The sequence below is a fragment of the Lysobacter sp. Soil_C_15 genome (assembly GCF_057657315.1).
Genome location: NZ_JBDGIR010000004.1, coordinates 345,903 through 370,864, shown reverse-complemented (window position 1 = coordinate 370,864; position 24,962 = coordinate 345,903). Strand labels below are relative to the sequence as shown.

Annotated in this window: 23 protein-coding genes and 1 pseudogene; 16 read left to right on the top strand and 8 right to left on the bottom strand. The window is 69.1% G+C overall.

Going from position 1 to position 24,962, the window contains the following annotated elements; translation table 11 throughout:
- The first annotated feature begins 176 nt into the window (after positions 1 to 176).
- From purF to AC3A57_RS12045, 11 genes and pseudogenes are all read left to right on the top strand, one after another.
- Positions 177 to 1,646, top strand: a complete 1,470-nt coding sequence (gene purF / locus AC3A57_RS12095; RefSeq protein WP_221671661.1) for an amidophosphoribosyltransferase — start codon at positions 177 to 179, stop codon at positions 1,644 to 1,646.
- A gap of 22 nt (positions 1,647 to 1,668) precedes the next feature.
- Positions 1,669 to 2,472, top strand: a complete 804-nt coding sequence (locus tag AC3A57_RS12090; RefSeq protein ID WP_487579151.1) for a ferritin-like domain-containing protein — start codon at positions 1,669 to 1,671, stop codon at positions 2,470 to 2,472.
- A gap of 96 nt (positions 2,473 to 2,568) precedes the next feature.
- The gene (locus AC3A57_RS12085) at positions 2,569 to 5,013 is read left to right on the top strand and encodes a S9 family peptidase (RefSeq protein ID WP_487579150.1); all 2,445 of its coding nucleotides are present in this window, start codon (positions 2,569 to 2,571) and stop codon (positions 5,011 to 5,013) included.
- Positions 5,014 to 5,236: 223 nt separating this feature from the next.
- Positions 5,237 to 5,506: a hypothetical protein gene (locus AC3A57_RS12080; protein WP_487579149.1), complete on the top strand. Its 270-nt coding sequence runs from the start codon at positions 5,237 to 5,239 to the stop codon at positions 5,504 to 5,506.
- Positions 5,507 to 5,604: 98 nt separating this feature from the next.
- A pseudogene (locus tag AC3A57_RS12075) lies at positions 5,605 to 6,092 on the top strand (DUF7919 family protein).
- A gap of 196 nt (positions 6,093 to 6,288) precedes the next feature.
- Positions 6,289 to 6,831: an Imm52 family immunity protein gene (locus tag AC3A57_RS12070; RefSeq protein WP_487579148.1), complete on the top strand. Its 543-nt coding sequence runs from the start codon at positions 6,289 to 6,291 to the stop codon at positions 6,829 to 6,831.
- Between the two features lie 13 nt (positions 6,832 to 6,844).
- Positions 6,845 to 7,195, top strand: a complete 351-nt coding sequence (locus AC3A57_RS12065) for a hypothetical protein (RefSeq protein WP_487579147.1) — start codon at positions 6,845 to 6,847, stop codon at positions 7,193 to 7,195.
- Between the two features lie 61 nt (positions 7,196 to 7,256).
- On the top strand, positions 7,257 to 7,631 hold the full coding sequence (locus AC3A57_RS12060; protein ID WP_487579146.1) for a hypothetical protein: 375 nt from the start codon (positions 7,257 to 7,259) through the stop codon (positions 7,629 to 7,631).
- 1 nt (position 7,632) lies between these two features.
- Positions 7,633 to 7,869 carry a hypothetical protein gene (locus AC3A57_RS12055; protein WP_487579145.1) on the top strand — a complete coding sequence of 79 codons (237 nt, stop codon included), beginning with the start codon at positions 7,633 to 7,635 and terminating at the stop codon, positions 7,867 to 7,869.
- 279 nt (positions 7,870 to 8,148) lie between these two features.
- Entirely contained in the window at positions 8,149 to 8,379 is a 231-nt protein-coding gene (locus AC3A57_RS12050; protein WP_487579144.1) for a hypothetical protein, read from the top strand.
- Positions 8,380 to 8,591: 212 nt separating this feature from the next.
- The gene (locus tag AC3A57_RS12045) at positions 8,592 to 10,859 is read left to right on the top strand and encodes a TonB-dependent receptor (protein WP_487579143.1); all 2,268 of its coding nucleotides are present in this window, start codon (positions 8,592 to 8,594) and stop codon (positions 10,857 to 10,859) included.
- Between the two features lie 129 nt (positions 10,860 to 10,988).
- On the opposite strand, the gene AC3A57_RS12040 is transcribed toward AC3A57_RS12045, so the two are convergent.
- Both AC3A57_RS12040 and lpxH read right to left on the bottom strand, forming a co-directional pair.
- Entirely contained in the window at positions 10,989 to 12,146 is a 1,158-nt protein-coding gene (locus AC3A57_RS12040; RefSeq protein WP_487579142.1) for a lysozyme inhibitor LprI family protein, read from the bottom strand.
- A gap of 20 nt (positions 12,147 to 12,166) precedes the next feature.
- Positions 12,167 to 12,901, bottom strand: coding sequence for a UDP-2,3-diacylglucosamine diphosphatase (lpxH, locus tag AC3A57_RS12035; protein ID WP_487579141.1), 735 nt, complete (start codon positions 12,899 to 12,901; stop codon positions 12,167 to 12,169).
- Between the two features lie 138 nt (positions 12,902 to 13,039).
- On the opposite strand from lpxH, the gene gltX reads away from it, so the two are divergent.
- Together gltX and AC3A57_RS12025 are read left to right on the top strand one after the other, a co-directional pair.
- On the top strand, positions 13,040 to 14,437 hold the full coding sequence (gene gltX / locus AC3A57_RS12030) for a glutamate--tRNA ligase (RefSeq protein WP_487579140.1): 1,398 nt from the start codon (positions 13,040 to 13,042) through the stop codon (positions 14,435 to 14,437).
- Between the two features lie 40 nt (positions 14,438 to 14,477).
- On the top strand, positions 14,478 to 14,975 hold the full coding sequence (locus tag AC3A57_RS12025; RefSeq protein ID WP_221671668.1) for a transcriptional repressor: 498 nt from the start codon (positions 14,478 to 14,480) through the stop codon (positions 14,973 to 14,975).
- A 330-nt stretch (positions 14,976 to 15,305) separates the two neighbouring features.
- On the opposite strand, the gene AC3A57_RS12020 is transcribed toward AC3A57_RS12025, so the two are convergent.
- The 3 genes from AC3A57_RS12020 to AC3A57_RS12010 all read right to left on the bottom strand — a co-directional run bounded on the left by AC3A57_RS12020 (position 15,306) and on the right by AC3A57_RS12010 (position 19,687).
- On the bottom strand, positions 15,306 to 16,544 hold the full coding sequence (locus tag AC3A57_RS12020) for an MFS transporter (RefSeq protein ID WP_487579139.1): 1,239 nt from the start codon (positions 16,542 to 16,544) through the stop codon (positions 15,306 to 15,308).
- A 340-nt stretch (positions 16,545 to 16,884) separates the two neighbouring features.
- The gene (locus tag AC3A57_RS12015; protein ID WP_487579138.1) at positions 16,885 to 17,280 is read right to left on the bottom strand and encodes a MarR family winged helix-turn-helix transcriptional regulator; all 396 of its coding nucleotides are present in this window, start codon (positions 17,278 to 17,280) and stop codon (positions 16,885 to 16,887) included.
- 235 nt (positions 17,281 to 17,515) lie between these two features.
- Positions 17,516 to 19,687 carry a TonB-dependent receptor gene (locus AC3A57_RS12010; RefSeq protein ID WP_487579137.1) on the bottom strand — a complete coding sequence of 724 codons (2,172 nt, stop codon included), beginning with the start codon at positions 19,685 to 19,687 and terminating at the stop codon, positions 17,516 to 17,518.
- A 100-nt stretch (positions 19,688 to 19,787) separates the two neighbouring features.
- Between AC3A57_RS12010 and AC3A57_RS12005 the strand changes: the two genes are divergently transcribed.
- The 3 genes from AC3A57_RS12005 to AC3A57_RS11995 all read left to right on the top strand — a co-directional run bounded on the left by AC3A57_RS12005 (position 19,788) and on the right by AC3A57_RS11995 (position 21,372).
- Positions 19,788 to 20,198 (top strand): MerC domain-containing protein, encoded by a 411-nt coding sequence (locus tag AC3A57_RS12005; protein ID WP_221671672.1) that lies wholly within the window; start codon positions 19,788 to 19,790, stop codon positions 20,196 to 20,198.
- Between the two features lie 162 nt (positions 20,199 to 20,360).
- Positions 20,361 to 20,543 carry a 30S ribosomal protein THX gene (locus AC3A57_RS12000; RefSeq protein WP_487579136.1) on the top strand — a complete coding sequence of 61 codons (183 nt, stop codon included), beginning with the start codon at positions 20,361 to 20,363 and terminating at the stop codon, positions 20,541 to 20,543.
- A gap of 190 nt (positions 20,544 to 20,733) precedes the next feature.
- Complete coding sequence (locus AC3A57_RS11995) at positions 20,734 to 21,372, top strand: hypothetical protein (protein ID WP_221671674.1); 639 nt, start codon at positions 20,734 to 20,736, stop codon at positions 21,370 to 21,372.
- Positions 21,373 to 21,477: 105 nt separating this feature from the next.
- Here the strand turns inward: AC3A57_RS11995 and AC3A57_RS11990 are convergent, their stop codons facing one another.
- The 3 genes from AC3A57_RS11990 to hutI form a co-directional block, all read right to left on the bottom strand.
- Positions 21,478 to 22,332, bottom strand: coding sequence for a DUF6348 family protein (locus AC3A57_RS11990; RefSeq protein WP_487579135.1), 855 nt, complete (start codon positions 22,330 to 22,332; stop codon positions 21,478 to 21,480).
- The gene (locus tag AC3A57_RS11985) at positions 22,329 to 23,534 is read right to left on the bottom strand and encodes a dipeptidase (RefSeq protein ID WP_487579134.1); all 1,206 of its coding nucleotides are present in this window, start codon (positions 23,532 to 23,534) and stop codon (positions 22,329 to 22,331) included. The genes AC3A57_RS11990 and AC3A57_RS11985 overlap by 4 nt, the downstream gene beginning before the upstream one ends.
- 174 nt (positions 23,535 to 23,708) lie before the next feature.
- A complete protein-coding gene (hutI, locus tag AC3A57_RS11980) occupies positions 23,709 to 24,959 on the bottom strand; it encodes an imidazolonepropionase (protein ID WP_487579133.1) in 1,251 nt (416 codons plus the stop codon).
- Between the last annotated feature and the right edge of the window lie 3 nt (positions 24,960 to 24,962).

Below are 24,962 nucleotides of genomic sequence, written 5' to 3'. Positions count from 1 at the left end.
CAACACGGCGGATGGGCGCGCGACGGCGCCGGGCGGATCGCCAACGGCGGGCCGCGAACCGCGCCGGGGACGGCCCCGGCGCACGGCAACACGCGTACGACCACACTTTCTTCAGCGCGGCGGCGTCATCGACCGGCGCCGCGCAGCCACCAGACTCTCAGCAGGATTCAAGCGCTATGTGCGGCATTCTCGGAATCGTCGGCAACACGGATGTCGCCGCCCAGCTCTACGACGGCCTGACGGTGCTGCAGCACCGCGGCCAGGACGCGGCCGGCATCGCCACCGCCGACGGCAGCCGCCTGCGCGTGCACAAGGGCAACGGCCTGGTCAGCGACGTGTTCGACGAAGCCTCGATGCGCCTGCTGCAGGGCCGGGTCGGCATCGGCCACTGCCGCTACCCGACCGCCGGCAGCGAAGGCTCCGACGAGGCGCAGCCGTTCTACGTCAACTCGCCGTTCGGCATCGCCCTGGCCCACAACGGCAACCTGATCAACACCGACACCCTGCGCCGCGAGGTGTTCGAGCAGGACCGCCGCAACGTCAACACCGAGTCCGACTCGGAAGTGCTGCTGAACGTGTTCGCCCACGAACTCGACCGCCAGCGCGCGCTGACCGCCGAGGCGGCCTTCGCCGCGATCGAGGGCGTGCACCGCCGCTGCGTCGGCGGCTACGCGGTGGTCGCCACCGTGCTCGGCCTGGGCCTGGTCGCGTTCCGCGATCCGCACGGGATCCGACCGCTGGTGCTGGGCAAGCGCAATCTCGGCGGCCAGGACGAATACGCGGTGGCCTCCGAATCGGTCGCGCTCGACCTGCTCGGTTTCGAGCGCGTGCGCGACGTGCGCCCGGGCGAGGGCATCGTGGTGACCCCGCGCGGCGAACTGTTCGCCCACCAGTGCGCGGCGCCGCGCAAGCACACCCCGTGCATCTTCGAATACGTGTACTTCGCCCGTCCGGACTCGATGATGGACGACGTCTCGGTGCACAAGGCGCGCATGCGCATGGGCCAGACCCTGGGCGAGAAGATCCTGCGCCTGCGTCCGGACCACGACATCGACGTGGTCATCCCGATTCCCGACACCTCGCGCGACTCGGCGCTGGAAATCGCCAATACCCTCGGGGTGAAGTACCGCGAGGGCTTCATCAAGAACCGCTACGTCGGCCGCACCTTCATCATGCCGGGGCAGGGCGAGCGGGCGAAATCGGTGCGGCGCAAGCTCAATCCGATTCCGCTGGAATTCCGCAACCGGGTCGTGTTGCTGGTCGACGACTCGATCGTGCGCGGCACCACTTCGCGCCAGATCGTGCAGATGGCGCGCGACGCCGGCGCGCGCAAGGTCTACCTGGCCTCCGCCGCGCCGCCGGTGCGCTATCCCAACGTCTACGGCATCGACATGCCCTCGGCCGAGGAACTGGTGGCGCACGGCCGCAGCGACGAGGAAGTGCAGACCCTGCTCGGCTGCGACTGGCTGATCTACCAGGACCTCAGCGACCTGGAGCAGGCCGTGTCCGGGCCCAAGCACCGGATCGAGAACTTCGATTCGTCCTGCTTCAACGGCGACTACGTCACCGGCATCGAGCCGGGCTATTTCGAACGCATCCAGCAACTGCGCTCGGACGAGGCCAAGAACACCCGCCGCGCTTCCTGAGCGCGGCCCGGACCGACCCGGCATGAACCTGTTCGACGCCGCCCGCGCCTGCCTGGACGCGGACACGCCCGAGGCCAAGGTCGAGCTGAGCTTCGCTCATGCGGCGGCGTTCGAACGCGGCGAACTGGCGATCGCCGACGACGCTCCGCCGCCGCAGCCGATCCGCATGCCGGGCCGGCCGCCGCGGCCGGCGCTGGTGCACCCGCGCGAGTTGCCCAAGCGCGGCTTCGGCACCGCCGAAGGCCGCGCCGCCTTCATCCATGCCATCGCCCATATCGAGTTCAACGCCATCGACCTGGGCTGGGACGCGGTCTACCGTTTTCGCGGCCTGCCGCGGCAGTTCTACGCCGACTGGGTCGGCGTGGCCCGGGACGAGGCGCGCCACTTCGGCCTGCTGCGCGCGCGCCTGCGCGAGCTCGGCTACGACTACGGCGATTTCGACGCCCACAACGGTCTGTGGGAAATGGCCGAAAAGACCGCCCACGACGGCCTGGCGCGGATGGCGCTGGTGCCGCGGGTGCTGGAGGCGCGCGGGCTGGACGTCACCCCGGGCATGATCGTCAAGCTGCGCTCGCTCGGCGACACCGCCACCGTCGCGATCCTGGAAACCATCCTGCGCGAGGAAGTCGCCCACGTCGCCGCCGGCTCGCGCTGGTTCCGCTGGTACTGCGAGCGCGCCGGGGTCGATCCCAATCCGCGTTTCCGCGAGCTGCTGGCCGAGTACGCCCGCGCCGTGCTGTACGGGCCGTTCAACCTGGAGGCGCGCAGCGCCGCCGGCTTCGACGAGGAAGAGCTGCGCATGCTCGAGGCCTTCGTCGAACGCTGATCCGCGCTGCGCCGCAGCAGCCGGCGGGCAGGCATGGACAAGCGAACCGCCCGACGATGTGCCATCGTCGCGGTTCCGCACCAGGGAGGGGTAGGGATGAAGCGATCCATCGCACTGGCCGCGCTGTGGGCGGCGACCGCGGCCGCCGCGCCGCCGGCGCTGACCGGCGCCGACTATGCCCGCGCCGAAAAGCTGCTCGACTACCGCCTGCGCGGCACGATCAAGAACGCCCGGATCGAGCCGCAATGGCTGGCCGACGGCCGCTTCTGGTATCGCCGCGACGGCGAGCAAGGGCCGGAGTACGTGCTGGTCGACCCGGCTGCGCGCGGCCGCCGACCGCTGTTCGATGCGCCGCGCCTGCACGCGGCGATGCGCGCCGTCGTGCCTGCGGCCGCGGCGCCGCAACCGCTGGCGGTCGTAGCCGACGGCGACGCCCTGCGCCTGCGCCTGCGCGGCGACGGCGAGCGCGAACTGGAGTGCGAGCTGCGCGACTATCGTTGCCAAGCCTTGCCGGCGCGCAGCGATCCCTTGGCCCTGGTCTCGCCCGACGGCACCCGCGCGGTGTTCGTGCGCGATCACAACCTGTGGCTGCGCGACCTGCGCAGCGGCGCCGAGCGCGCACTGACCCGCGACGGCGAGGCCCACTACGGCTACGGCACGCTGCCCGATTTCGCCCTGCGCGCGGTGCCCAGCCAACAAGGCCGTTGGCGCGCGCCGCCGTTCGCGCTGTGCTGGTCGCCGGACGGCCGGCGCCTGTTCGGCACCCGCTTCGACGAACGCCGCATCCAGCCCTATCCGATGGTGGCGATGGCGCCGGCCGAGGGATTCCGGCCCAAGGTCTTCGAGGTGCGCCTGAGCCTGCTCGGCGATGCCGAAACCGTGCGCGACGAGTGGTACGCGGTCGATGTGGACAGCGCCGCGGCCGATGGCGCCGCGGTGCGGCGGATCGCGATCCCGGCGGGCTGGAACAACGTCGCCGAAGCCGACGTGCTCGGTTGGTCCGGCGACGGCCGCCGCGCCTATGCGGCGATCGCCCGCTACGACCGGCCGGCGCGGATGCGCCTGGTCGAGGTCGACCTCGAGCGCGGCGCGTTGCGCGAAGTGCTGGAAGAACGTTCCGACACCCGCATCCAACTCAACGACTATCTCTACAGCCGTCCGGCGGTGCGCATCCTCGCCGCGCGCAACCAGGCGGTGTGGTTCTCCGAACGCGACGGCTGGGGCCATCTGTACCTGGTCGATCTCGGCGACGGCCGGGTGCTGCGCCGGCTGACCCGCGGCGATTGGCTGGTGCGCGACCTGGTCGGGGTCGACGAGGCGCGCGGCGAGCTGTATTTCACTGCCGGCGGGCGCGAGCCGGGCGATCCCTACCAGCGCCGGCTGTACCGGGCGAGCCTGGACGGCGGCGAGCCGGTGCTGCTGACCCCGGAAGCGGCCGACCACGCGGTCGATCCCGGCGCCAGCGCGATCCTCGGCGGCGCGCCGAAGCAGTGGCTGTCGCCGAACGGCGACTACGTGGTCGACAGCTATTCGACCCTGGACGCGCCGCCGCGCACGGTGTTGCGCTCGACCCGCGACGGCGCGGTGCTCATGGAGCTCGAACGCGCCGACGCTTCGGTCGCCTACGCCGCCGGCTGGCGCCCGCCGCAACGCGTGCGCCTGAAGGCGGCCGACGGGCGCAGCGACATCTACGCGACCGTGTTTCTGCCGCCCGGGTATTCGGCGCAGAACGCGCGTCCGAAGCAGTATCCGATCATCGACGGCTTCTACGGCGGCCCGCAGATCACCAACGCGCCGGTCGCGCTGGCCGATGCGGTCGCGGCGACCAACCCGGTCTCGCGCGCCAGCCTCGCCGCGCTCGGCTTCGTCGTCGTCACCATCGACGCGCGCGGCACGCCGGGACGCTCGCAGGCCTTCCACGACGTCAGCTTCGGCCCCTTCGCCGACCCGCAGATCGACGACCACGTCGCTGCGATCCGCCAGCTAGCGCAGCGTTATCCCGGCCTCGACCTCGACCGGGTCGGCGTCTACGGCCATTCCTTCGGCGGCTACACCTCGACCCGCGCGATCCTGCGCCGGCCCGAGTTCTACCGGGTCGCGGTGTCCTCGGCCGGCAGCCACAACTACCAGGGCATGTACGGCGGCGGCGTGCACGGCCTGGAACGCCTGCTCGCCGGCCCGCCGGTATACGGCGAGTCCGGCCCGCGCCGGCCCGCGCCCGACGCGGTGCCCGACAACTACCGCGCGCTCGACAACGCCAGCCTCGCCGACCGGCTGCGCGGCAAGCTGCTCTTGGTCTACGGCGACCTGGACGAGAACGCGTTGCCGGCGACCACCGTGCAGCTGACGTCCGCGCTGATCCGCGCCGACAAGGATTTCGACCTGCTCTACCTGCCGAACCAGGACCACGAACTGTTCCGCAACGACGCCTATTACACCCGCCGCATGTGGGACTACTTCGTGCGCCACCTGATGGACAGCGAACCGCCCCGCGACTACCGCCTGCAGCCGCCGGCGAAGCCGGGCGGGGCGGGGTATTGAGCGATCGCGCGCCGGAGCGGCGGAAAGGTAGGCCAGGCCACGCAGGCTTGGGTGGTTCATGCTTGGCTGTCGCAGTCGTCCGGGTCTTGCCAACGCCTCGGGTACGCCAAGGCGTTTCCTGGCCGCCAGTCTTGGTACAGTCGGCGCCAAGGGCGGTCCCCGGTCGACGGCGGACGCTTGAACGCTAGAGACGGAAATGGATGCAGATAGACCCCGTGACCTAATGCTTGAACTGCTGCGAATTGGCTTGATTTCAATACGTAATTTTTCCTCCTTGTCGCGGCGTGATCGACGTCAGGAACGCATGTTGCTGGAGTGGGCCGAGCTTTGTCATACAGTGCCTTCTGTGTTGATGGGCGGTTGCAAGGTCGAGGCATTGCGATATTTCGTCAGTGTGCAAGGCGCTACGTTCGCTGAAAAGTATCCCGACCATGAAGCGAGTAGTTTTCAGCAAGCTATGAGTGTTTTGAAGGAGTTGTCGGAATTGATTTGAAGTATGGCCTAAGTAGCGTTTTCGGTTGCCTTCCTAAGGCAGGGCGGCAAGAAGCGACTTCGCCGCCGTGCCACGTTGAAGCAGGGGAGGTCAAGCTCATGGCGTATTTTCAGGACGGATCGGATTACCGCTATTCCGAGTATTTCGAGGCTCCCGGTACGGTCAACATAGGTTGGCTGGCGGATGGGATGCCGTTCCCCCGAAATTCTCCGTCGAACGACCTGCTGTCGTTACTCTGGCAGTACACGAAAGTCTCGGTCGCCCGAGCGCGGGGGCGCACGAGTGCGAGTTGTGCCCGTGGGAGCCATGTGTCGAGGAGCGGGACGGCCTTGCTCTGATGCTCGGATCGGCGGAAATGCGGGTGTTCGGCTCGCAAGGTTCGATCTATGCCGCGCCCAATATGCTGTACCACTATGTAAAAGTTCATCACTACCAGCCACCCGGAGCCTTCGTGCGTGCTTTGCAGGAGCAACCTGCGCCGCCGGATCAGCTCTATATCGAGCGGTTGCGAGCGCTAGGGCTGGATTGGAGTGAGGCGCTTGTGTACACGCCTTCGATGACCCGTCCTCGGCTTAGGCAGGGCTGAGATGCCTGTGATCTAGTAAGCCCGTGTCGGCATCTCGCATGGCTGGCGCCCAGCTGATCGAGTGACTGGCTATCTGCGATGTAGCGCATCGCGCTTACTTTGCTGGCATGATGCATGCGGTATGCGACGGGCCGGTCGGGCTTTGTCCGAGACAGGCCTAAGGCGGATAGGCCGAATCCTTGTTGCGAGGTGGAGCATGCATGCCCTCTTTGTCGGGGCCTACTGGGGCGCAAGGAAAGAGCGCAGGGATGAATGCGCCGCTCGCTGCGCTGAATTTATCGGCAGAATCGGCCGTCAGGCTGGACTCTCCGCTTGGTACAAGAAGGGCGGCAGCGCCAAGGTGACGAGATCGCCGCAGGCCCTGGATGCCGAGAGCTTGCAGGCGGCGTTCAGATCGAACGATAGAGACATCGGGGACGGTGCGATCCCGGAACTGGGATTCAGCTTCTCGGCATGGAATGGCGATGCCGCCGAACCCGCGGCGCTTGCCGTCACGTGTGGCGCCTACTCGAAAGCCGTCAAGAACTGCATAGTGCTCGATCTTCCGCCCGTCGACGAGGTCGGGCCTATCGAGTTGGCGAGATTGCACGAAATACTTTCGGCGAGCATCGAAGTTTGGACCCCGGACACGGCGATAGCCACATCGATGGAGCGGTTGATGCAACGTGGCGGAGGGGCGCCTTGGACATCGAAGGGCTGGTTCAACTATGAGCGCCGCCGTGGCATTACCCAAGGCTGATGGAGCGTCGGGCATGACCTTGGCGCAGGACCGATTGCCCGCCGGCTTCACCTATCCGGCGCAGTTTCTGCGCGTCGTGGAGCTCGGCCTGCTTGATCTGGAACCATGGCAACTGCTCGGTGGCGATGCATTACGTGCCGCGAGCGAAGGCCTGCGTGCGCGCTACCCGCAACGCTCGTTGGTGCCGTTCGCGCGCCGCCAGGACAACGACGATACCGCTTGCTGGGACGCTGCCGAGCCGTATCGGGTCGTTGTGATACATGACTTCGCATCGAGCAGCTGGGAACAGCGCGCCAGTTACGACAGTTTCTACCAATGGCTGCGGCAGGCCATCGACGATCTGATAGATTTCGATCGCGGTTGATTCGCATTGCTGGACAAGATTGCGAGCGGAAGCGGCTTTGCAAGTCGAAAGCTAGGGGCAGATGTTCGAAAACGAAGTTTTCGGCGCGAGGGCGGCCGTCCGTATCTACTATCCGGGCGATATGCATGATCTGGGCGCCCTGCTTGCGGATGCCTTCGAGATCGACGGCTTCTCGATCGAGCCCGAGAAGTACGAGCCATTCGAGGAGGTGGGTTTCGCTGAAGCGTTCGGCTTTGAGGCTTGGCTAAGCCGATGGCCCGAGGAAGTTGGGGCATGGTTTGGATTGGAACTGTGCACCGACGATTCGATCGAGGAAGTTCTGCACGGCAGGATGCCCGATATTTCCGGGTGGCTTGCGCGATTTGTAGCCAACACGTGCAATCTGCGTGCGATTGCGGTGCATGAAAGATGGGGCGTTGACCGCGAGGGAGGCTAGGGTGTCCAGCATCGAATCCGAAATGATCGAGGCCTTCATTTGCGGCCTGAAAGACGACGGCTGCTCGAAAACGGTAGCAATCTCGAAGGTTGCTGAGAAATTCGAAGTCGACTTGGGGCGTGCCAAGTTGTTGGTCCACGAGAGCCGGGCCTGGCGGAAGCAGAAGATGGAGCACGACCGTTTTGTCGATACGGTCGTCGAGGCCATCGAGCATGAGCGCAAAGGCCGTGGGAGCTGAGCCTTGTTATGGAGCGCCCCAGAGACGCCGTAACCGAGGAATCTCCCGGGAGGAGATCGGCGCGATCACCGCAGCGCTTGGCCGGGCAGGGCTTTGGGCCGACGGTCGCGTTTGCTATCTCTATGGCGCCGGCGGACTGGCTTCGGGCGCCTAGGTCGGATTTGCAGGTTCGGCCGACGCGCGCATGTTCTTCAGCCGTAGCTTGTTGGCCTGAAGATGTCGTAGCTTGAGCTTCGGTTGCGTCCTCTATAGTTGACTGTCTGGATGAGGTAGGGCGAGATGCCCGCGATCTGGTGCGCCTGCGGCGAACAACTCGACTGCAGCCTGATCCCCAACCCGATCGAGTGGCTGGCGATCGGCGATGTGGCGTACGACGCTTACGTCGGTCAGATCGACGCCGAGGCCCTGTACGGCCAGATGAAGAGCATCTTGGAGTGTCCTGCCTGCGGGCGGCTCGCGGCGTTCTGGGACGGGTTCGGCAAGCCGCCCAAGTTCTACGCGCCGGAGTAGTCGAGGCGCCCGGCTCATCCGAGCGTAGGGAGGGCGAGCGGCAACGCCGCATCGCCATCCCCGCACATCCAAACCGCCGACTCGATCAACTGACGCGGATCTGAAATACCCCGTTCACACCGAGTCGACAGACTTCCGGGCTTCGCTCTGACGCCGCCCAAGAGCGGACTGCGCATCGCGCGGCGGCCACTTTGATCTGGAAGTCCCCTGAAATGACGACGACGAAGACGACGCTCCTCGCCGCCTCGATTTTGCTGTGCCTGTACGCCGGCCGCGGCCAGGCCGCCGAAGCCGCTCCCTTGCCCGCAGCGGCCGCCGACAGCGGCGCCGCCGCGGCTCCGGCCGACGACGCGACCACGCTGGACGCGGTGTCGGTGGTCGGCACCGGCCAGACCCGCCAGGTGCAGGCGCTGGGCCGCGCCGAACTGCAGCGCGAAGCCGCCGGCACCAGCCCGCTGAAGGTCATGGCCAAGCTGCCGGGCGTGCACTTCCAGAGCTCCGATCCCTGGGGCAACTACGAGTGGTCGAGCAAGCTCAACATCCGCGGCTTCTCGCAGCAGCAGCTCGGCTTCACCCTCGACGGCGTGCCGCTGGGCGACATGAGCTACGGCAACCACAACGGCCTGCACATCGGCCGCGCGATCAGCAGCGAGAACCTGTCCGGCGCCGAGCTGTCGCAGGGCAGCGGCGCGATCGACACCGCGTCCTCGGGCAACCTCGGCGGCACGCTGCGTTTCTTCAGCTCCGATCCCTCGGCCGAATTCGGCGTGCGCCTGGCCCAGACCGTCGGCAGCGACGCGACCAGCCGCACCTATGCGCGCCTGGACACCGGCGACCACGGCGGCTTCAGCGCCTACCTCAGCGGCGTGTTCCACACCACCGACAAGTGGAAGGGCGAGGGCCCGCAGCGCAACTCGCAGTTCAACGGCAAGTTCGTGTTCTCCGGCGAAGACTTCCGCATCAGCGGCTATGCCGACTCCTCGCGCCGGCGCGAGACCGATTACGCCGATCTGTCGCTGGAATCGGCCCAGCGCCTGGGCATGGACTGGGACAACTACGCCAAGGACTGGCAGCGCGCGATCGACGCCGCCCAGGGCCGCTTCCGCGGCGGGGTGACCAGCCTGGACGACGCCTATTACATCGCCCGCGGCGTGCGCGACGACGACCTGGCCTATGTCAGCGCCGACTGGAACCTCAATCCGGACGTGGTGCTGGCGGCGACCGCCTACTACCACCGCAACGAGGGCCAGGGCCACTGGGCCACGCCGTATTCGACCTCGCCGACCGTGCCGTTGCGCATGCGTACCACCGAGTACGACATCGAGCGCACCGGCTTCATGCCCAGCCTGAGCTGGCAGATCGGCAACCACCGCCTGCAGGCCGGGCTGTGGCTGGAAAAGAACGACCACGGCGTGCAGCGCAACTTCTACGACCTCAACCGCAACGAAGCGCCGGACGAGATCTTCTTTTACCGCAATCCGGACCAGCGCGTGTTCCGCCAGCGCTTCGACACCGATACGCGGATGTACTACGTGCTCGACCATATGGAGTTCGCCGACGGCCGCCTGGCGGTCGACGCCGGCTTCAAGGGCCTGCGGGTGGAGACCGACGGCAAGACCCTGATCGGCGGCGCCAGCCGCGCCAGCGGCAAGCTGGTCTCGGAGGACAATTTCCTGCCGCAGATCGGCGCGCGCTGGCAGCTCGGCGAGCACGAGGAAATCTTCGGCTCGTACAGCGAGAACCTGTCGGCGTTCCGCACCGGCGTCAACGGCCCGCATTCGACCTCGCAGGCCGCCTTCGACGCCGCGGTGGCGACCCTGGAGCCGGAAAGCTCGAAGACCTTCGAGGCCGGCCTGCGCACCAGCCGCGACGCGATCGAGGCTTCGGTCGCGGTGTACCGGGTGAACTTCGAGAACCGCCTGCTGGCGATCGCGCGTTGCGCCGGCATCGTCGGCTGCGCCTCCAGCTTCGCCAACGTCGGCGACGTCGAGAGCCGCGGCGCGGAAGTGACCATGCTGTGGAAGCCGCTGGCGGGCTTCAGCTGGTACCACTCGCTGGCCTTCAACGACTCGCAGTACGAGTCCGACTACCTGGACGGCGCCACCCTGGTGCGCACCCGCGGCAAGCAGGTGGTGGACGCGCCCAAGCGCCTGTACGCCACCGAGGTCCGCTGGGAACGCGACGGCCTGCAGCTGCAGCTCGGCGCCAAGTACACCGACCAGCGCTATCTGACCTACCTCAACGATTCCAAGGTCGATGCGTTCTGGGTGTTCGACGCCGCCGCCTCGTACGAGTGGAAGGACCTGTCCTGGGCCGACGCGTTCAAGCTGCAGTTGAATGTGACCAACCTGTTCGACAAGGAATACTTCGGCAGCATCGGCACCAACGGCTTCGTCGCCTCCGATCCGCGCGGCTTGAACTACACCCTGCAGTCGGGCGCGCCGCGGCAGGTCTTCCTGACCGGCGAACTGAAGTTCTGATCGGCGATGAAGGATCGCGGCGGCGTTGCGGCGCCGGCGCGGTCGAGTCTCGGCGCACGCCGGCCCTCGCGGGCCGGCGTCGTCGTTTCCGGCGCCTGCCCGATCGGTCGGAAGCAACCGACGCAGGGATCAGTCGGCGGCGGCGACCTGCACCACCGCGGTCGGCGCGCCGAATTCCTCCGGCCACGCCGCCCAGGACACATCGGTCGGGCCGAGGTCGAATTGCACGACCTTCCAGGCGCCGCCGCGCTGGGCCAGCAGGGCGTAGGTGCCGTCGCCGTCGAGCAGGCCGTCGCGTTGGCGCTCGGCGTAGCGGGTGCGCAGGAAATCGATCGGGCGGCCGGTGGCGGTGCGTGGGCGTACCGAAGCGAACGCCCAGCCGCCTTGTTCGCGCAGCAGATCCACGCGCAGGGTCACCGGCTGGCCGAGGTCCTCGGACAGCGCAGCCTTGAGCGCGGCGAGCAGGGGCGCGCGGCGCGGATCGCCGACGCCGACTTCGATCGGCGCGGCCGCGGCGGACGGCGCTGCGCCCGGGCTCACGTTGCGCAACCGCTTGAGCACCCATTCGCCGCGCGCGGCCTGTTCGACCGTGCCGTCGACGCGGCAACCGGCGGCGCAGGCGGCGAGCAGGCGCTTGCCGTCGGCGCTGCGCGCCTCGACCTGCAGGCTCATGATCGAACCGGCGGCGCGTTCGACCTTGGGGTCGTCGCGGCCGGCGACCTGGATCACCCGTTCGTTGTCCATCGCCAGATCGACCGCGTTGAAACGCAGTTCGATCCAGTCCGTGCCGGCGCCGACCGATTCGACCAGGAAACGGCCGTCGAGGCGGTGCGCGGCGTCGCCGTCGGGCTGCAGCGCGATCGCTCGCAATGCCTTCAGGCGCTGGTCGTAGGCCGAACCGACGCAGGCCGGCGTGGCGCAGGCATCGCGCTCGCTGCGCCAGCGGCGTTGCGCCTGGCGCACTTCGGCGCCGAGCAGGCCGCGCTCGGACAACTCGCGCCAGGCCTCGGCCAGGTCGCGGTCCTTGGCGGCGAGCGTGGCGTCGGCGCAGACGGCGGTTTCGCCGTAGCTGCGCGCGGCGGCGCAATCGAAGCTGGCGCGGATCGGGCCGGACGCCGCGGACGCGGGTCGAGCCGCGGGGGACGGGTCCGCTGCCGGCGGCGGCGCTGTCGGCGCTGCCGTCGGGTTCGCATCCGCCTTCGAATCGGCGGCGGGTGCGGCGCTGCGATCGCAAGCCGGCAGCGCGGCGAGCAGGGACAGGCAGAGCAGGGCGGTCGGCAGGCGCATGCGGGCTTCCTCGGGTTCGCTCAGCTCAGGCTTTGCAGGCGCGCGCCGTCGCGGCCGACGCGCAGCACCGAGCCTTGTTCGTACCAGTCGCCGAGCACGATGCGCTCGCAGGCGCGGCCGCCGACGTCCAGCGCGTGCACCGCCGGGCGGTGGGTGTGGCCGTGGATGATGCGGTCGATGCCGTAGCGGGCGAAGGTTTCGGCCACGGTCTGCGGCGAAACGTCGGTGATGGTTTCCATCCGCCCGGCGTCGCGCAGCCCGGCCTGATGCGCCTTGCTTGCCGCGCGCGCCTGCTGGGCGAACGCAAGCCGCGCCGCCAAGGGCTGGGCGAGGAACTGCGCTTGCCAGGCCGGGTGGCGGGTCTGGGCGCGGAACTGTTGGTAGGCGACGTCGTCGGTGCACAGCAGGTCGCCGTGGCCGATCAGGGTCGGGCGCCCGTACAGCACCAGCACCGACGGGTCCGGCAGCAGGCGCATGCCGGCGCGCGCGGCATAGTCGGTGCCGAGCAGGAAGTCGCGATTGCCGCGGATGAAGTACACCGGCACGCCGCTGTCGGCCAGGGCCTTGAGTTCGGCGGCGACGAAGGCGCCGGTCTCGGCCGGGTCGTCGTCGCCGACCCAGGCTTCGAACAGGTCGCCTAGGATGTACAGCGCGTCGGCGCCGCGCGCCTCGTCGCGGACGAAGCGGCCGAACAGGTCGGCGATCTGCGGCCGCTCGGGGTCCAGGTGCAGGTCGGAAATGAAAAGGGTGGTCATGGGCCTAGTTTAGGCCAGCCCGGCGCCCGCACCGGCATGGCCGCGGACCTCCCGGGGCCGGTTCCGGCGGCCCCGACGGCCCCGGCCGCGCCCATCCGCTAAAATAGCCGGTCTTCCCGGATCCGCCCGAGCCCCCGCATGACCCGCACCCGTTTCGCCCCCAGTCCCACCGGCTATCTGCACATCGGCGGCGCGCGCACCGCGCTGTATTGCTGGCTGGAAGCGCGCCGCGCGGGCGGGCAGTTCATCCTGCGCATCGAGGACACCGACCAGGAGCGCAGCACCCAGGCCGCGATCGACGCGATTCTGGAGGCGATGGACTGGCTGGGCCTGGGCTACGACGAGGGCCCGATCTACCAGACCCATCGCCTGGCGCGTTACCGCGAGGTGGCCGAGCAGATGGTCGCCGCCGGCACCGCCTACTACGCCTACGAGACCAAGGAAGAACTGGCCGCCGCGCGCGACGCGGCGATGGCGGCGAAGGAGAAGCCTCGCTACAGCGGCGCCTACCGCGACCGCAACGAGCCTTACCGCGACGACCCGAACCGGGTGATCCGGTTCAAGAACCCGCTCGAGGGCACGGTCGCGTTCGACGACAAGGTCAAGGGCCGGATCGAGATCGCCAACGACGAACTCGACGATCTGGTGATCTTCCGCGCCGACGGCTACCCGACCTACAACTTCGCCGTGGTCGTCGACGACTGGGACATGGGCATCACCGACGTGGTGCGCGGCGACGACCACGTCAACAACACCCCGCGCCAGATCAACATCTACCGGGCGCTGGGCGCGCCGGTGCCGCATTTCTCGCACCTGCCGATGATCCTCGACGAGGAAGGCAACAAGCTGTCCAAGCGCACCGGCGCGGCCGACGTGATGCAGTACCGCGACGCCGGCTATCTGCCGCATGCGCTGCTCAACTACCTGGTCCGCCTGGGCTGGTCGCACGGCGACCAGGAAATCTTCTCGATCGAGGAGATGATCCGGCTGTTCCAGCTCGAGGACGTCAACTCCAAGGCCTCGCGCCTGGACCCGGCCAAGCTGGGCTGGCTCAACCAGCAGTACCTCAAGAGCGACGATCCGGCCGAGGTCGGCAAGCACCTGGAGTGGCACCTGCAGCAGCAGGGCTACGACCTGGCCGCCGGCCCGGCCGCGGCCGACGTGGTGGTCGCGCTGCGCGACCGGGTGCAGACCCTGAAGGACATGGCCGAACGCGCGGCGGTCTGGTACCGGCCGCTGCAGCAGTACGACGATGCGGCGGTGGCCAAGCACCTGACCGCGGCCGCGCAGGCGCCGCTGAGCGAGGCGCGCGCGCGCCTGGCCGCGCTGGCGGCGTGGAGCGCGGAAAGCGTGGCGGCGGCCCTGCACGAGACCGCCGAGGCGCTGGGCCTGGGCATGGGCAAGATCGCCCAGCCGATGCGGGTGGCGATCACCGGCACCCAGGTCAGCCCGGACATCTCGCACACGGTCTACCTGGCCGGGCGCGAGCAGGCCTTGCAACGCATCGACGCCGCCCTCACTAAGATTGCGGCATAGGCCGAATCGATCCGGCGCGCGCCGCGCCACGGAGTCCGCCATGAGCACCCACACCGCCTGCACCGATCCCCAGCACCACGTCCACGACGGCGACGCCTTCGTGCACGAGGTCGAACGGGCCTGCGAGCAGCGCGGCCTGCGGCTGACCCCGATCCGCGCTCATGCGCTGCGCCTGATCGCCGACGCCGGCCGGCCGATGAAGGCCTACGATCTGCTCGACCGGATGAAGGCGACCCACGACGCCGCGGCGCCGCCGACCATCTACCGCGCGCTGGATTTTTTGCTCGAGCACGGCTTCATCCACAAGCTGGCCTCGATCAACGCCTTCGTCGGCTGCCACCACCCGGGCGGCGCCCAGCACGCGGTGCCGTTCCTGATCTGCGACAACTGCCAGTCGGCGACCGAGTTGGAAGACGAGCGCATCGTCGACCTGCTGGAAGCCCGCGCGCGCGCGCTGGGCTTCGTGCCGCAGGCGCAGACCCTGGAAGTGCACGGCATGTGCGCGGACTGCGTACAGGCGAAAGCGGCGCAGGGGTAAGACGCGCGACGGCTGGCGCGCGGTGTTGCGCACAGACAGCCGAAGCAAAAAGCAAATCCCCTAGCCCCCCTTTTCAAAGGGGGGACTGCATTGGTTGCTCTTTTGGCGTGGCGTGGCGTGGCGAGTCGAGTCGAAGAAATTCAGGTTTCTTCGTAGGCCGGTGGAAACCTGCCCCCTTTGACGAAGGGGCTGCGCCTTGCGTCGTCCGAGGTCGGATGGATCCGGCTGGCGCGGGGATTTGCTTTTTTTGCTTTCGACGATGAGCGAAGCAGCGGCCAATCCCCCTAAGCCCCCTTTTCAAAGGGGGAAACGCGACGCTGACGCAGGCGACTACGCTTTTGCCGTAGCCAGTCCGTCCAGCGCCGGCCTGGCTTCGCGGATCGGCAGGTTCGCCGCCGCGGCCAGCAGCGCCAGGACGATGTCGGCGTACCACATCCAGGTGTAGTCGCCGAATTTCGCCATCGCCAGCCCGCCGAGCCAGGCGCCGAAGAAGCCGCCGATCTGGTGCGAGAGCAGGGTCAGGCCGAACAGCGTGCCCAGGTAGCGCGGGCCGAACAGTTTGCCGACCAGGCCGGCGGTCGGCGGCACCGTGGCCAGCCAGGTCACGCCCAGGCCGGCGGCGAACAGGTAGAAGGTCAGCGGCGTCGGCGGCGAGATCAGATAGATCGCGATCAGCGCGGCGCGGCTGGCGTACATGCCCGCCAACAGGTACTTCATGCGGTAGCGCTGGCCGAGCCAGCCGGCGGCGAGGCTGCCGGCGACGTTGAACAGGCCGATCAGACCCAGCGCCGCCGCCGAGACGTTATCGGACAAGCCGCACAGCGCGATCTCGCCGGGCAGGTGGGTGACCAGGAAGGCGATGTGGAAGCCGCAGGTGAAGAAGCCCAAGTGCAGCATCCAGTAGCTCGGCTCGCAAGCGGCGATGCGCAACTGCTCGCCCAGGCCGATGCCGGCCGGCGCCGCGTTCGCCGTCGCCGGTGCCGGCGATTCGCGCCGGCGCAGCGGCCAGGCCAGAGGCAGGGTCGCCACCGCGGCCGCGGCCAGGGTCCACATCGCCGCCATCCAGCCGGCGGCGGCGATCACCGCCTGCACCAGCGGCGCGAACACGAACTGGCCCATCGAGCCGCCGGCGTTGATCACGCCCGAGGCCATCGAGCGCTTTTCCGCAGGAATGCGCTGCGCGGTGGCGCCGATCAGGATCGAGAAGCTGCCCGCGCCCGCACCGGCCGCGCCGAGCACGCCCAGGGTCATCAGCAGGCCCCATTGCGAGGACACGAACGGGGTCAGGCCCATGCCGGCGATCAGCAGCACGCCGCCGAACACCAGCACCCGGCCGGGGCCGCGCTGGTCGGCCAGCGCGCCGAACATCGGCTGCACCGCGCCCCAGACGAACTGGCCGATCGCCAGGGCGAAGCTGATTTCGGCGATGCCCAGGCCGGTGCTGTGGCCGATCGGTTTGACCAGCAGGCCCTGCGATTGGCGGATGCCCATGGTGATCATCAGCATCGCCGTGGCGGCGAGCAGCAACGGCCAGTAGGACGCGGGCTTGGCGTGGGGCGTGGAGGTCATGAGGGCGCTCGGTTACGAACGGCGGGGAAGGGGGCTGGCGGCGGCTCGAGCGTTCGCGCAGCGGGAAGCGATGTCGAGCTCAAGCCCTGGATCCCCGCCTGCGCGGGGATGACGGTAGGCAGAGACGCTGGCGTGGTGCGGTCGGTCGCTACGAGTCGCTGCGCCTGCCGGGTCGGACGACTCCCGCGGAATCGACTCCCGCGACGTTGGATTGCGCTTTCGCTTCGGCGCAGCCGGGCATCCACGAACTTCGGAGCCGCGTCGCGATGAAGCCCTGGATCCCCGCTTTCGCGGGGATGGCGATAGGAGGCGAACGCCACAGGCGCGGCGCCAGCGGCATTCATGGAGCCTCGCCCTGCAACTGCGCGATCGCGCGGTCCAGTTGCGCGTGCAGGGCGGCGACGCCGTCGGCGCCGAGGCCGCGGTCGATTTCGTCCTGGGCCATGCGCCACAGCGGCTGCGCGCGTTCGATCGTGCGGCGGCCGGACGCGGTCAGGCGCAGGCGGCGTTGGCGCGCGTCCTCGCCCGGCACCGATTCGATCCAGCCGGCCTCGACCAGCGGCTTGAGGTCGCGGCTGAGGGTGCTGCGGTCCATGCCCAGTTCACGGGCGATATCGCCCATCGGCCGGCCCTGGCCGCCGACGCGGCGCAGGATCGAATACTGGTTCAGGTTGAGCCCGGCCGGCGCCAGCGCCTGGTCGTAGCGCTGGCTCATCAGCCGAGACAGCTTGCGCATGCGGAAACAGGTGCAGACGCTCGCAGCGGGGGGGAGCACGGGGGCGATCATTACTTGTATATACAACTAATTGGGCGGCGGACGCAAACGCCGGCGCGAGCCGGCGTTTGCGACGCGTCCCTGGAGCGGGATACGCGGGGCGCGGAGAGCGGGCGGGGCCGATCGCAGCGCCGGCGGGACAGGGCCGGGCAGGAAGGCGGGCGGCGCCAGGCCGCCCGTTCCAGGCCGGCGGCGGTCAGAAGAACATCCGCACCCCGAACGCGACCCCGCGGCCGGGCAGCGGCGCCACGTCCTTGAGGAAGGATGTGTGCGCGCGCGCTTCCTTGTCGAGCAGGTTGCTGCCGTCGAGGAACACTTCCCAGGCGTTGCCGGCGGCGGTGTCGGCGTGCCAGGCGAGGTGCGCATCGACCAGGGTGTAGCCCGGCGTTTCGCTCTCGAACTCGGCGACCCGGTCCTGGCGCGCGTAACGCACCGCGCCCAGCGAGGCGCGCAGCGGGCCGCGCGCCCAGCGCAGTTCGCCGCCCAGGCGCCACGGCGCGATGCGCGGCAGGTTGCCGCTCTGCGCCAGGTCGGCGGTGTAGTCGTGGCTGTGATCGCCATGCGGCACCGCGAACGCGACCTCGCGCGTGCCGCGGCCGTCGAGCTTGCCGCGCACCACGTCGCCGAACACACGCAGGCCCCAGGTGCCGGTGTCGTTGTCGAGGAAGGTCCAGTCGGCCTCGGCTTCGGCGCCGCTGAAGCGCGCATCGCCCTGGGTCCACAGCCGCACCGGACCGTCGTGCTCTTCCACGCCGGTGTCGGCCAGGTAAATGAAGTCGTTGTAGCGCACGTGGTACAGCGAAGCGCTCAGCTTGAGCGGGCCGTTGTGCCAGTGCAGACCGATTTCGGCGCGATTGGCGGTCTCCACGTCCAGGTTCGGACTGCCCAGTTCGATGCTCGCGGTCGCCACGTGCAAGCCGTTGGAGTACAGCTCTTCGGCGGTCGGCGAACGCTGCGCGCGGTCCAGGCCGAAGGACAGATGGAAGTCCTCGCTCAGGTTCCAGCGCGCCGAGGCCGACAGGCTGGTGGTGTCGAAGTCGCGGTCGGCGCCGATCGCGTCTTCGGCGACGTCGATCTTGTTGCGGTCGTGGCGCGCGCCCAGTTCCAGCTTGACCGGGCCGAACTCGCGCTCGCCGATCCAGAACAGTCCGCCGTCGCGCGACTGCGACGGCGGTACGAAGGCCTCCTCGCCGATCGCGCGGAAATCGCGCTTGGCGAACTGCAGGCCGAACGCGCCGTTCCAACCGCCCCAGGGACGGTGCACCAGTTCCAGCCGGCCCTCGGTGCTGGTGTTGTCGAACACGGTGCCGACCTCGGCGCCTTCGTACTCGGTGTGGGTGTATTCGGTGCGCGCCAGCTTGGCCCGGATCGAGGCGAACGGGCCGACCTCGTTGAGGCCGCCGCGCACTTCGGTGCGGCGCTGGTCCATCTCGATCTGCACCGGGCCCTCTGCGCCTTCGGCGTCGCCGCCGTGGTCGTGGCCGTCGTCGCCGTGCTCGTGCTCGTGGCCGGGCACGCCGTAGCGGGTGTTGAACAGGCTGTAGCTGGCGCCGAGGAAGCCGCGTTCGCCGACCCAGGAAATGCCGAGCGCGCCGGCATCGGTGCGCACCGCGCTGTTGCGCAGCACGCCGCGCTCGGCCGGGTCGGCTTCCTCGCCGGCTTCGGCGCGGTGGGCCGCGCTTTCGGCATAGCCGGGAATGTCGTAGTCGCCGGTCTCGCGGTGCAGGGCGTCGAAGTGGAACACGACGTGGCCGGAGGCCGAGGTGCCGTCGAGGCGGACCATGCCGGTCTTCTCGTCGTTGACCGTGCCGCCGCGCAGTTCGGCGCGGCCCTGCAAGGGCTGCTCGGTGGCGCGCTCGGGGATGCGGCCGTCGATGACGTTGACCGCGCCGCCGATCGCGCCGCTGCCGTAGAGCAGGGTAGCCGGACCCTTCAGTACTTCGATCTGATCGGCGAGGAAGGGCTCGATGCTGACCGCGTGGTCGACGCTGACCGTGGACACGTCGCCGGAGCCCAGGCCGTCGCTGAGCACCTGCACCCGCGCGCCGTCGAAGCCGCGCACGATCGGCCGGCCGACGCCGGGGCCGAAGTACGAGCTCTGCACGCCCGGCAGCTTGGCCACGGTTTCGCCGAGCGAGTTGGCCTTGGCGCGGTCGAGCTGTTCGCCGGCCAGCACGTCGACCGGACGGGTCAGCTCTTCGGCGGTACCCGGCAGCGGCGTGGCCTTGACCTCGATCCGGCTCAGGTCGGTGGGCTGGTGATGGTCGGTCGGCGCAGTGCCGGCCTCCTGGGCCTGGGCGATCGATGGAACAGCCAGTTGCAGGGCCAGGGCGAGCGGCAGCAGCCGCGGAAGGGGACGTCGGGGCATGGGTTCAGGTAAAGTGCTGGAAGCGACAGGTCGCAATGTTATATTATAACAGCGCGAGTTGTCCCCTCCCCCAAAAGTCATCATTACCGATCCGTAATCCATGTCCGACCTGCGTCCCCGCAGCCTGATCGACCGCATCGGCGCCTTCGGCTCGCTGCTGTGCGCCGTGCACTGCGCCCTGCTGCCGCTGGCGATCGCGCTGCTGCCGTCGCTGGGCGTGGCCGGCTGGTTCGACGGCCGCTTCGAACTGGCGTTCGTGATCTTCGCCACCCTGCTCGGCAGTTTCAGCGTCGCCTGGGGCTATCGCCGCCATCGCGCCGTACGCGCCCTGGTGCTGCTGCTGCCCGGCGTGCTGGTGCTGTGGCTGGGCCTGCTGTACCCGCCGCTGCACCACTCGCTGCTGCCGCACGCGGTGGTGATGACCCTCGGCGGCACCCTGGTCGGGCTGGCGCACCTGGCCAATCTGCGACTGAACCACGTTCACGTCCACGACGCCCACTGCGCCCATTGAGCCCGCCGCGGGCCTGGAACCGACGCTTGTGCTAGGCTTCGCAGCCTCGCGCGCGCCGTGTGGCGCCGGCACCGGTCCTGCGGACCTGCCCGGCGGCCCCGCCTGCCGCCAGCGCGAACACCATTCGATCCAACGCACAACGTCTTAATTAGGAGCACGACCATGGGTAAGGGCGACCGCAAGACCGCCAAGGGCAAGCGCTACAACTCCAGCTACGGCAACGCCCGCAAGGCCGTGACCAAGGCCGCCGGCACCGCCGCGGCGCCGGCGGCGAAGAAGACCGCCAAGAGCGCGGCCAAGGCGCCGGCCAAGAAGGTCGTGGCGAAGAAGGCCGCCAAGGAATAAGCCGGCCTGCCGGGCCTTGCGGCCCGCACGCTCGCAACAAAGCCCCGCGCCAGCGGGGCTTTTGTTTTTGCGCTCGCGGTTCTGCGGGTGTGCGGCGCGATACACGCAGACAGGATGTAATTTTTTCATTAAGATGCGCGCCGTTCCCGAGGATGGGAACTTCATCGCCAATCAAGGAACAAGGGGATTTATGAAGAAGCAACTCGCGCTGGGCCTGGCCCTGGCCCTGGCGTCGACCGCCGCCGCTGCGGAAGGTCTGAGCTACACCCACATCGAAGCCGGCTACTCGGTGCAGCAGTACGAAGTGCGCAGCCTGACCCCGGGTCTGAGCGTGCAGGATCCGAAGGCCGACGGCGGCTACATCGATGGCTCGGTCGCGTTCGGCGAAGCGCCGTTCTACGCGTTCGGCAGCTACCGCAAGGGCGAAGACGACAACGTCGGCGTGCGTTTCAACAATATCGCCCTGGGCGACATCGACGTCGATGCCGACCAGCTCAAGATCGGCGTGGGCTACCACCACACCCTGTCCGAGCGCGTCGACTGGGTCGGCGAGCTGAGCTACATCCGCACCGAACTCGATTCCAGCCTGCTGCAGGACGAGATCGACGGCGACGACTTCCGCGGTTCGGTCGGTCTGCGCGGCAACCTGGCCAAGAACTTCGAAGGCTGGGCCAAGCTGAACTACACCGACGGCGACATGTACGACAGCGAGTTCAGCGGCACCCTCGGCGCCCTGGTCAAGTTCAACCAGACCTGGGGCATCGTCGGCGAAGCCGAGTTCGGCGAGCACGCCAAGCAGTACAGCATCGGCATCCGCGCCAGCTTCTGATTCGGCGGATGTGCGGAAGAAAAGCCCGGCGCGAGCCGGGCTTTTCTTTTCGGGACTCGGGACTCGGGATTCGGGACTCGGGATTCGGGACTCGGAATTCGGGAGTCAGGCCGGGGCGTCCTGCACGATCACGTACTGCTTGCGGAATTCCAGCCCTTGCCCGGCCGCGCTCGGCCAGGTCGCGGCATAGGCGTTCAGGCCGTCCAGGCCCGGCGACCAGTCTTCGCCGTTGACTCGGCAATCGGCCTGGCATTCGCCGTCGCGGTGATCGCGCGAGGCGAACAGGCGCAGCGCGAACACGCCCTCGGCCTGCAGCAGCGGACCGAACGCGTCCAGCGACTGGGTGAAAAGACAGCAGGGGCAATAGCCGTGCCCGCAGGCTTCCGCGTCCTCGCCCGCGTCCGCACTCGCGGCCTGCTCGGCCGGCGCCTGGCCGAAGTGCGCCACCGGCCCGAACACAACCCGCCGCTGCCGCGCTTGCGCGCCGTCCTCGCCATCGAAGTCCATGCGCATGCTCATGCAGGCTTCCGGTTCGACCCGCGTCGCATCGAGCAGGGCGATCAGGTCGGTGCGCGCCCATTGGCCGAAACCGCGCCGCACGGCGTCGTCGAAGCCCTCGCCGGTGGCGTGCTGGTACTCGAACAGGCCCTGCGGGAAGCAGCGCGGGTGGTTGCATTGGATGGTGCTGGCGGTACGGACGACGCCGTTGTCGAGCTCGGTGAATTCCACCAACTGCGGGAACGCGAACAGCCCGTCGTCGCCGATCTCGATCCAGCCGTTGTCGTAGACGTGCGTGCGATGGCCGCCGTCGGCCAGCACCTCGGCCAGGGTCTGGACCAGGTCGAACGGTTCCAGGTACTCCTCGCCGTGTTCGTCCTGGAAGCGCAGGTGGCCGTCGGGCGAACCGCCGGGGTTGGCTTCGAGCAGGTCGAACTCCGGGCCGGCCGCGGAGGCGCTCATCGAGCCGCCGCCTGGGCTTCGACCGCGCGCCACACCCGCAGCAGATTGCCGCCGAGGATCTTGCGCACGGTGTCGTCGGAATGGCCGCGGCGCTTCAGGCCTTCGATCAGGTTGGGATAGTCGGCGACCGATTTGAGGCCTTCGGGCAGCGCGCCGGACACGCCGTCGAAGTCCGAGCCGATGCCGACGTGGTCGGCGCCGAGCAGCTTCACTGCGTAATCGATCTGGTCGAGCACGGCGTCGATCGGCACCTTGCGCGGCGGGTGGGCCTTTTCCCAGGCGGCGTCGTAATCGGCCTGGCTGCGCACCGGTTCGCCGCGCTCGCGCGCAGCGGCCTGTTCGCGCTCGAACTTGGCGCTGTCGACGAAATAGGCCTGGGTGTCGGCGGCCGAGGCCGGGTCGACGAAGGCGTTGCCGAACACGATCTGGACCACGCCGCCCTTGGCCGCGACCGCCTTGGCCAGTTCGTCGCTGAGGTTGCGCTCGAAGCCCGGGGTGAAATGGCGCAGTCCGGAATGGCTGGCGATCACCGGCGCCTTGCTGCGCGCGAGCACGTCGCGCACCGCGTCGTCGGACAGATGCGAGACGTCGACCATGATGCCGAGCCGGTTCATTTCGTCGACGACCTTTTCGCCGAACGGGCTCAGTCCCTGCCAGGTGCGCTTGGTGCTGTAGGACGAATCGCTGATCCGGTTGTCCTCGCTGTGGGCGAGGGTGATGTAGCGCACGCCGCGGGCGTGGAACTGCGCCAGCCGGGCCAGGTCGTCGCCGATCGGCGCGCCGTTTTCCATGCCCAGGGCCAACAGCACGCGCTGGCCGTGTGCATGCAGGCGTTCGAAATCGGCCGGCGAGCGCAGCAGGGCGAACCGGTCCGGGTGGCGGCCGATCATCGCCTCGACCGCGTCGATCTGGGTGTGCGCGGTCTGGGTCGCGCTGCCGGCGCGATCCTCGCCGGGCGAGGTGTAGATCGACATGAAGGCCACGTCCAGTCCGCCCTGGCGCGCGCGCGGGTAATCGAACTCGACTTTCGGCGTATCCACGCCGAGGTCGGCCCAATGGCGCAGCAGCAGGCTGGGCGCGTCGATATGGGTGTCGACGATGGTCGCGTCCTGGGCGAAGCGCTGGCCGGCGCTTAGCGGTTCGTCGGCCTGCGCGGCCGGACAGGACAGGGCAAGGGCTAAGGCGAGAGCGGCGATCCGCACGGATCCTCCGATGAGCTGCGCGCCGCGGCGCGCGGGAGGACTGAGCGTACAACAAGCCGCAGCGAGGGGTTGCCGCGGCGCAGCGATGCGGTGCGGCGGATGCCGGTGCAGATACGGCCGCAGGACGGTCGCGTTTGCGCCGCGCCGGCGGCCGCCGATGCGCTCGCCCGCGCCTCAGGCGTCGCCGGCCACCTGCAAGCCGCCGGCGTAGACGCGCCGTGCCAGCCGGCCGCCGAGCCAGTAGCACAGCTCGGCCGGGTGGCGGATGTCCCATTGCACGAAATCGGCCCGCGCGCCGACCCGCAACACGCCGCGGTCGGCGTAGCCGAGCGCGCGCGCGGCGTGCACGGTGGCGCCGCGCAGGGCCTCTTCCGGGGTCAGGCGGAAATGGGTGCAGGCCAGTTGCATCGCCTGGCGCAGCGACAGCAGCGGCGAGGTGCCGGGGTTGCAGTCGGTGGCCACCGCCATCGCCACACCGTGGTCGCGGAACGCGTCCAGCGGCGGCAGCTTGGTTTCGCGCAATACATGGAACGCGCCCGGCAACAGCACCGCGACCGTGCCGCGCTCGGCCATCGCCCGCACGCTGTCCAGCGAGGTGTGTTCGACGTGATCGGCCGACAGGCCGTCGAACGCGGCGGCCAGGCCGCCGCCGCCGAGGTCGCTGAGCTGGTCGGCGTGCAGCTTGACCGGCAGGCCGAGCCCGCGCGCGGCCTCGAACACGCGCCGGGTCTGCGCCGGCGAGAAGCCGATGCCTTCGCAGAACGCGTCGACCGCGTCGATCAGGCCTTCCTCGTGCAGGCGCGGCATCCAGGCGCAGACCGCGTCGATGTAGTCGTCGCCGCGGCCGGCGTACTCCGGCGGCAGGGCGTGCGCGGCGAGGTAGGTGGTGCGCACCCCGAGGCCGAGCTCGCGGCCGATCGCGCGCGCGGTGCGCAGCATCTTGCGCTCGTTCTCCAGGTCCAGGCCGTAGCCGGACTTGATCTCCACGGTGGTGGCGCCGTCCTCGAGCAGGGCGCGCGCGCGCGGCAGCGACTGGCGCAGCAGTTCGCCGTCGCTGGCCTCGCGGGTGGCGCGCACGCTGGAGACGATGCCGCCGCCGGCGCGGGCGATCTCCTCGTAGCTGGCGCCCTGCAGGCGCAGCTCGAATTCGCGCGCGCGGTCGCCGGCGAACACCAGGTGGGTGTGGCAGTCGATCAGGCCGGGGGTGATCCAGCCGCTGGCCTGGATCACCTTGGCGGCCAGCGCCTGCGGCGCGCCGGGCAGGCCGTCGCGCGCGCCGACATAGGCCAGGCGGCCGTCGCGCCAGGCCAGCGCGGCGTCGGCGATCTCGCCGTAGCCGCGGTCGCGGTCGAGGGTGGCCAGGGTGGCGCCGAGCACGAGGCCGTCGTACAGGGCGCCGTCGGAGCGGGGGGGCAGGTCGGTCATGGC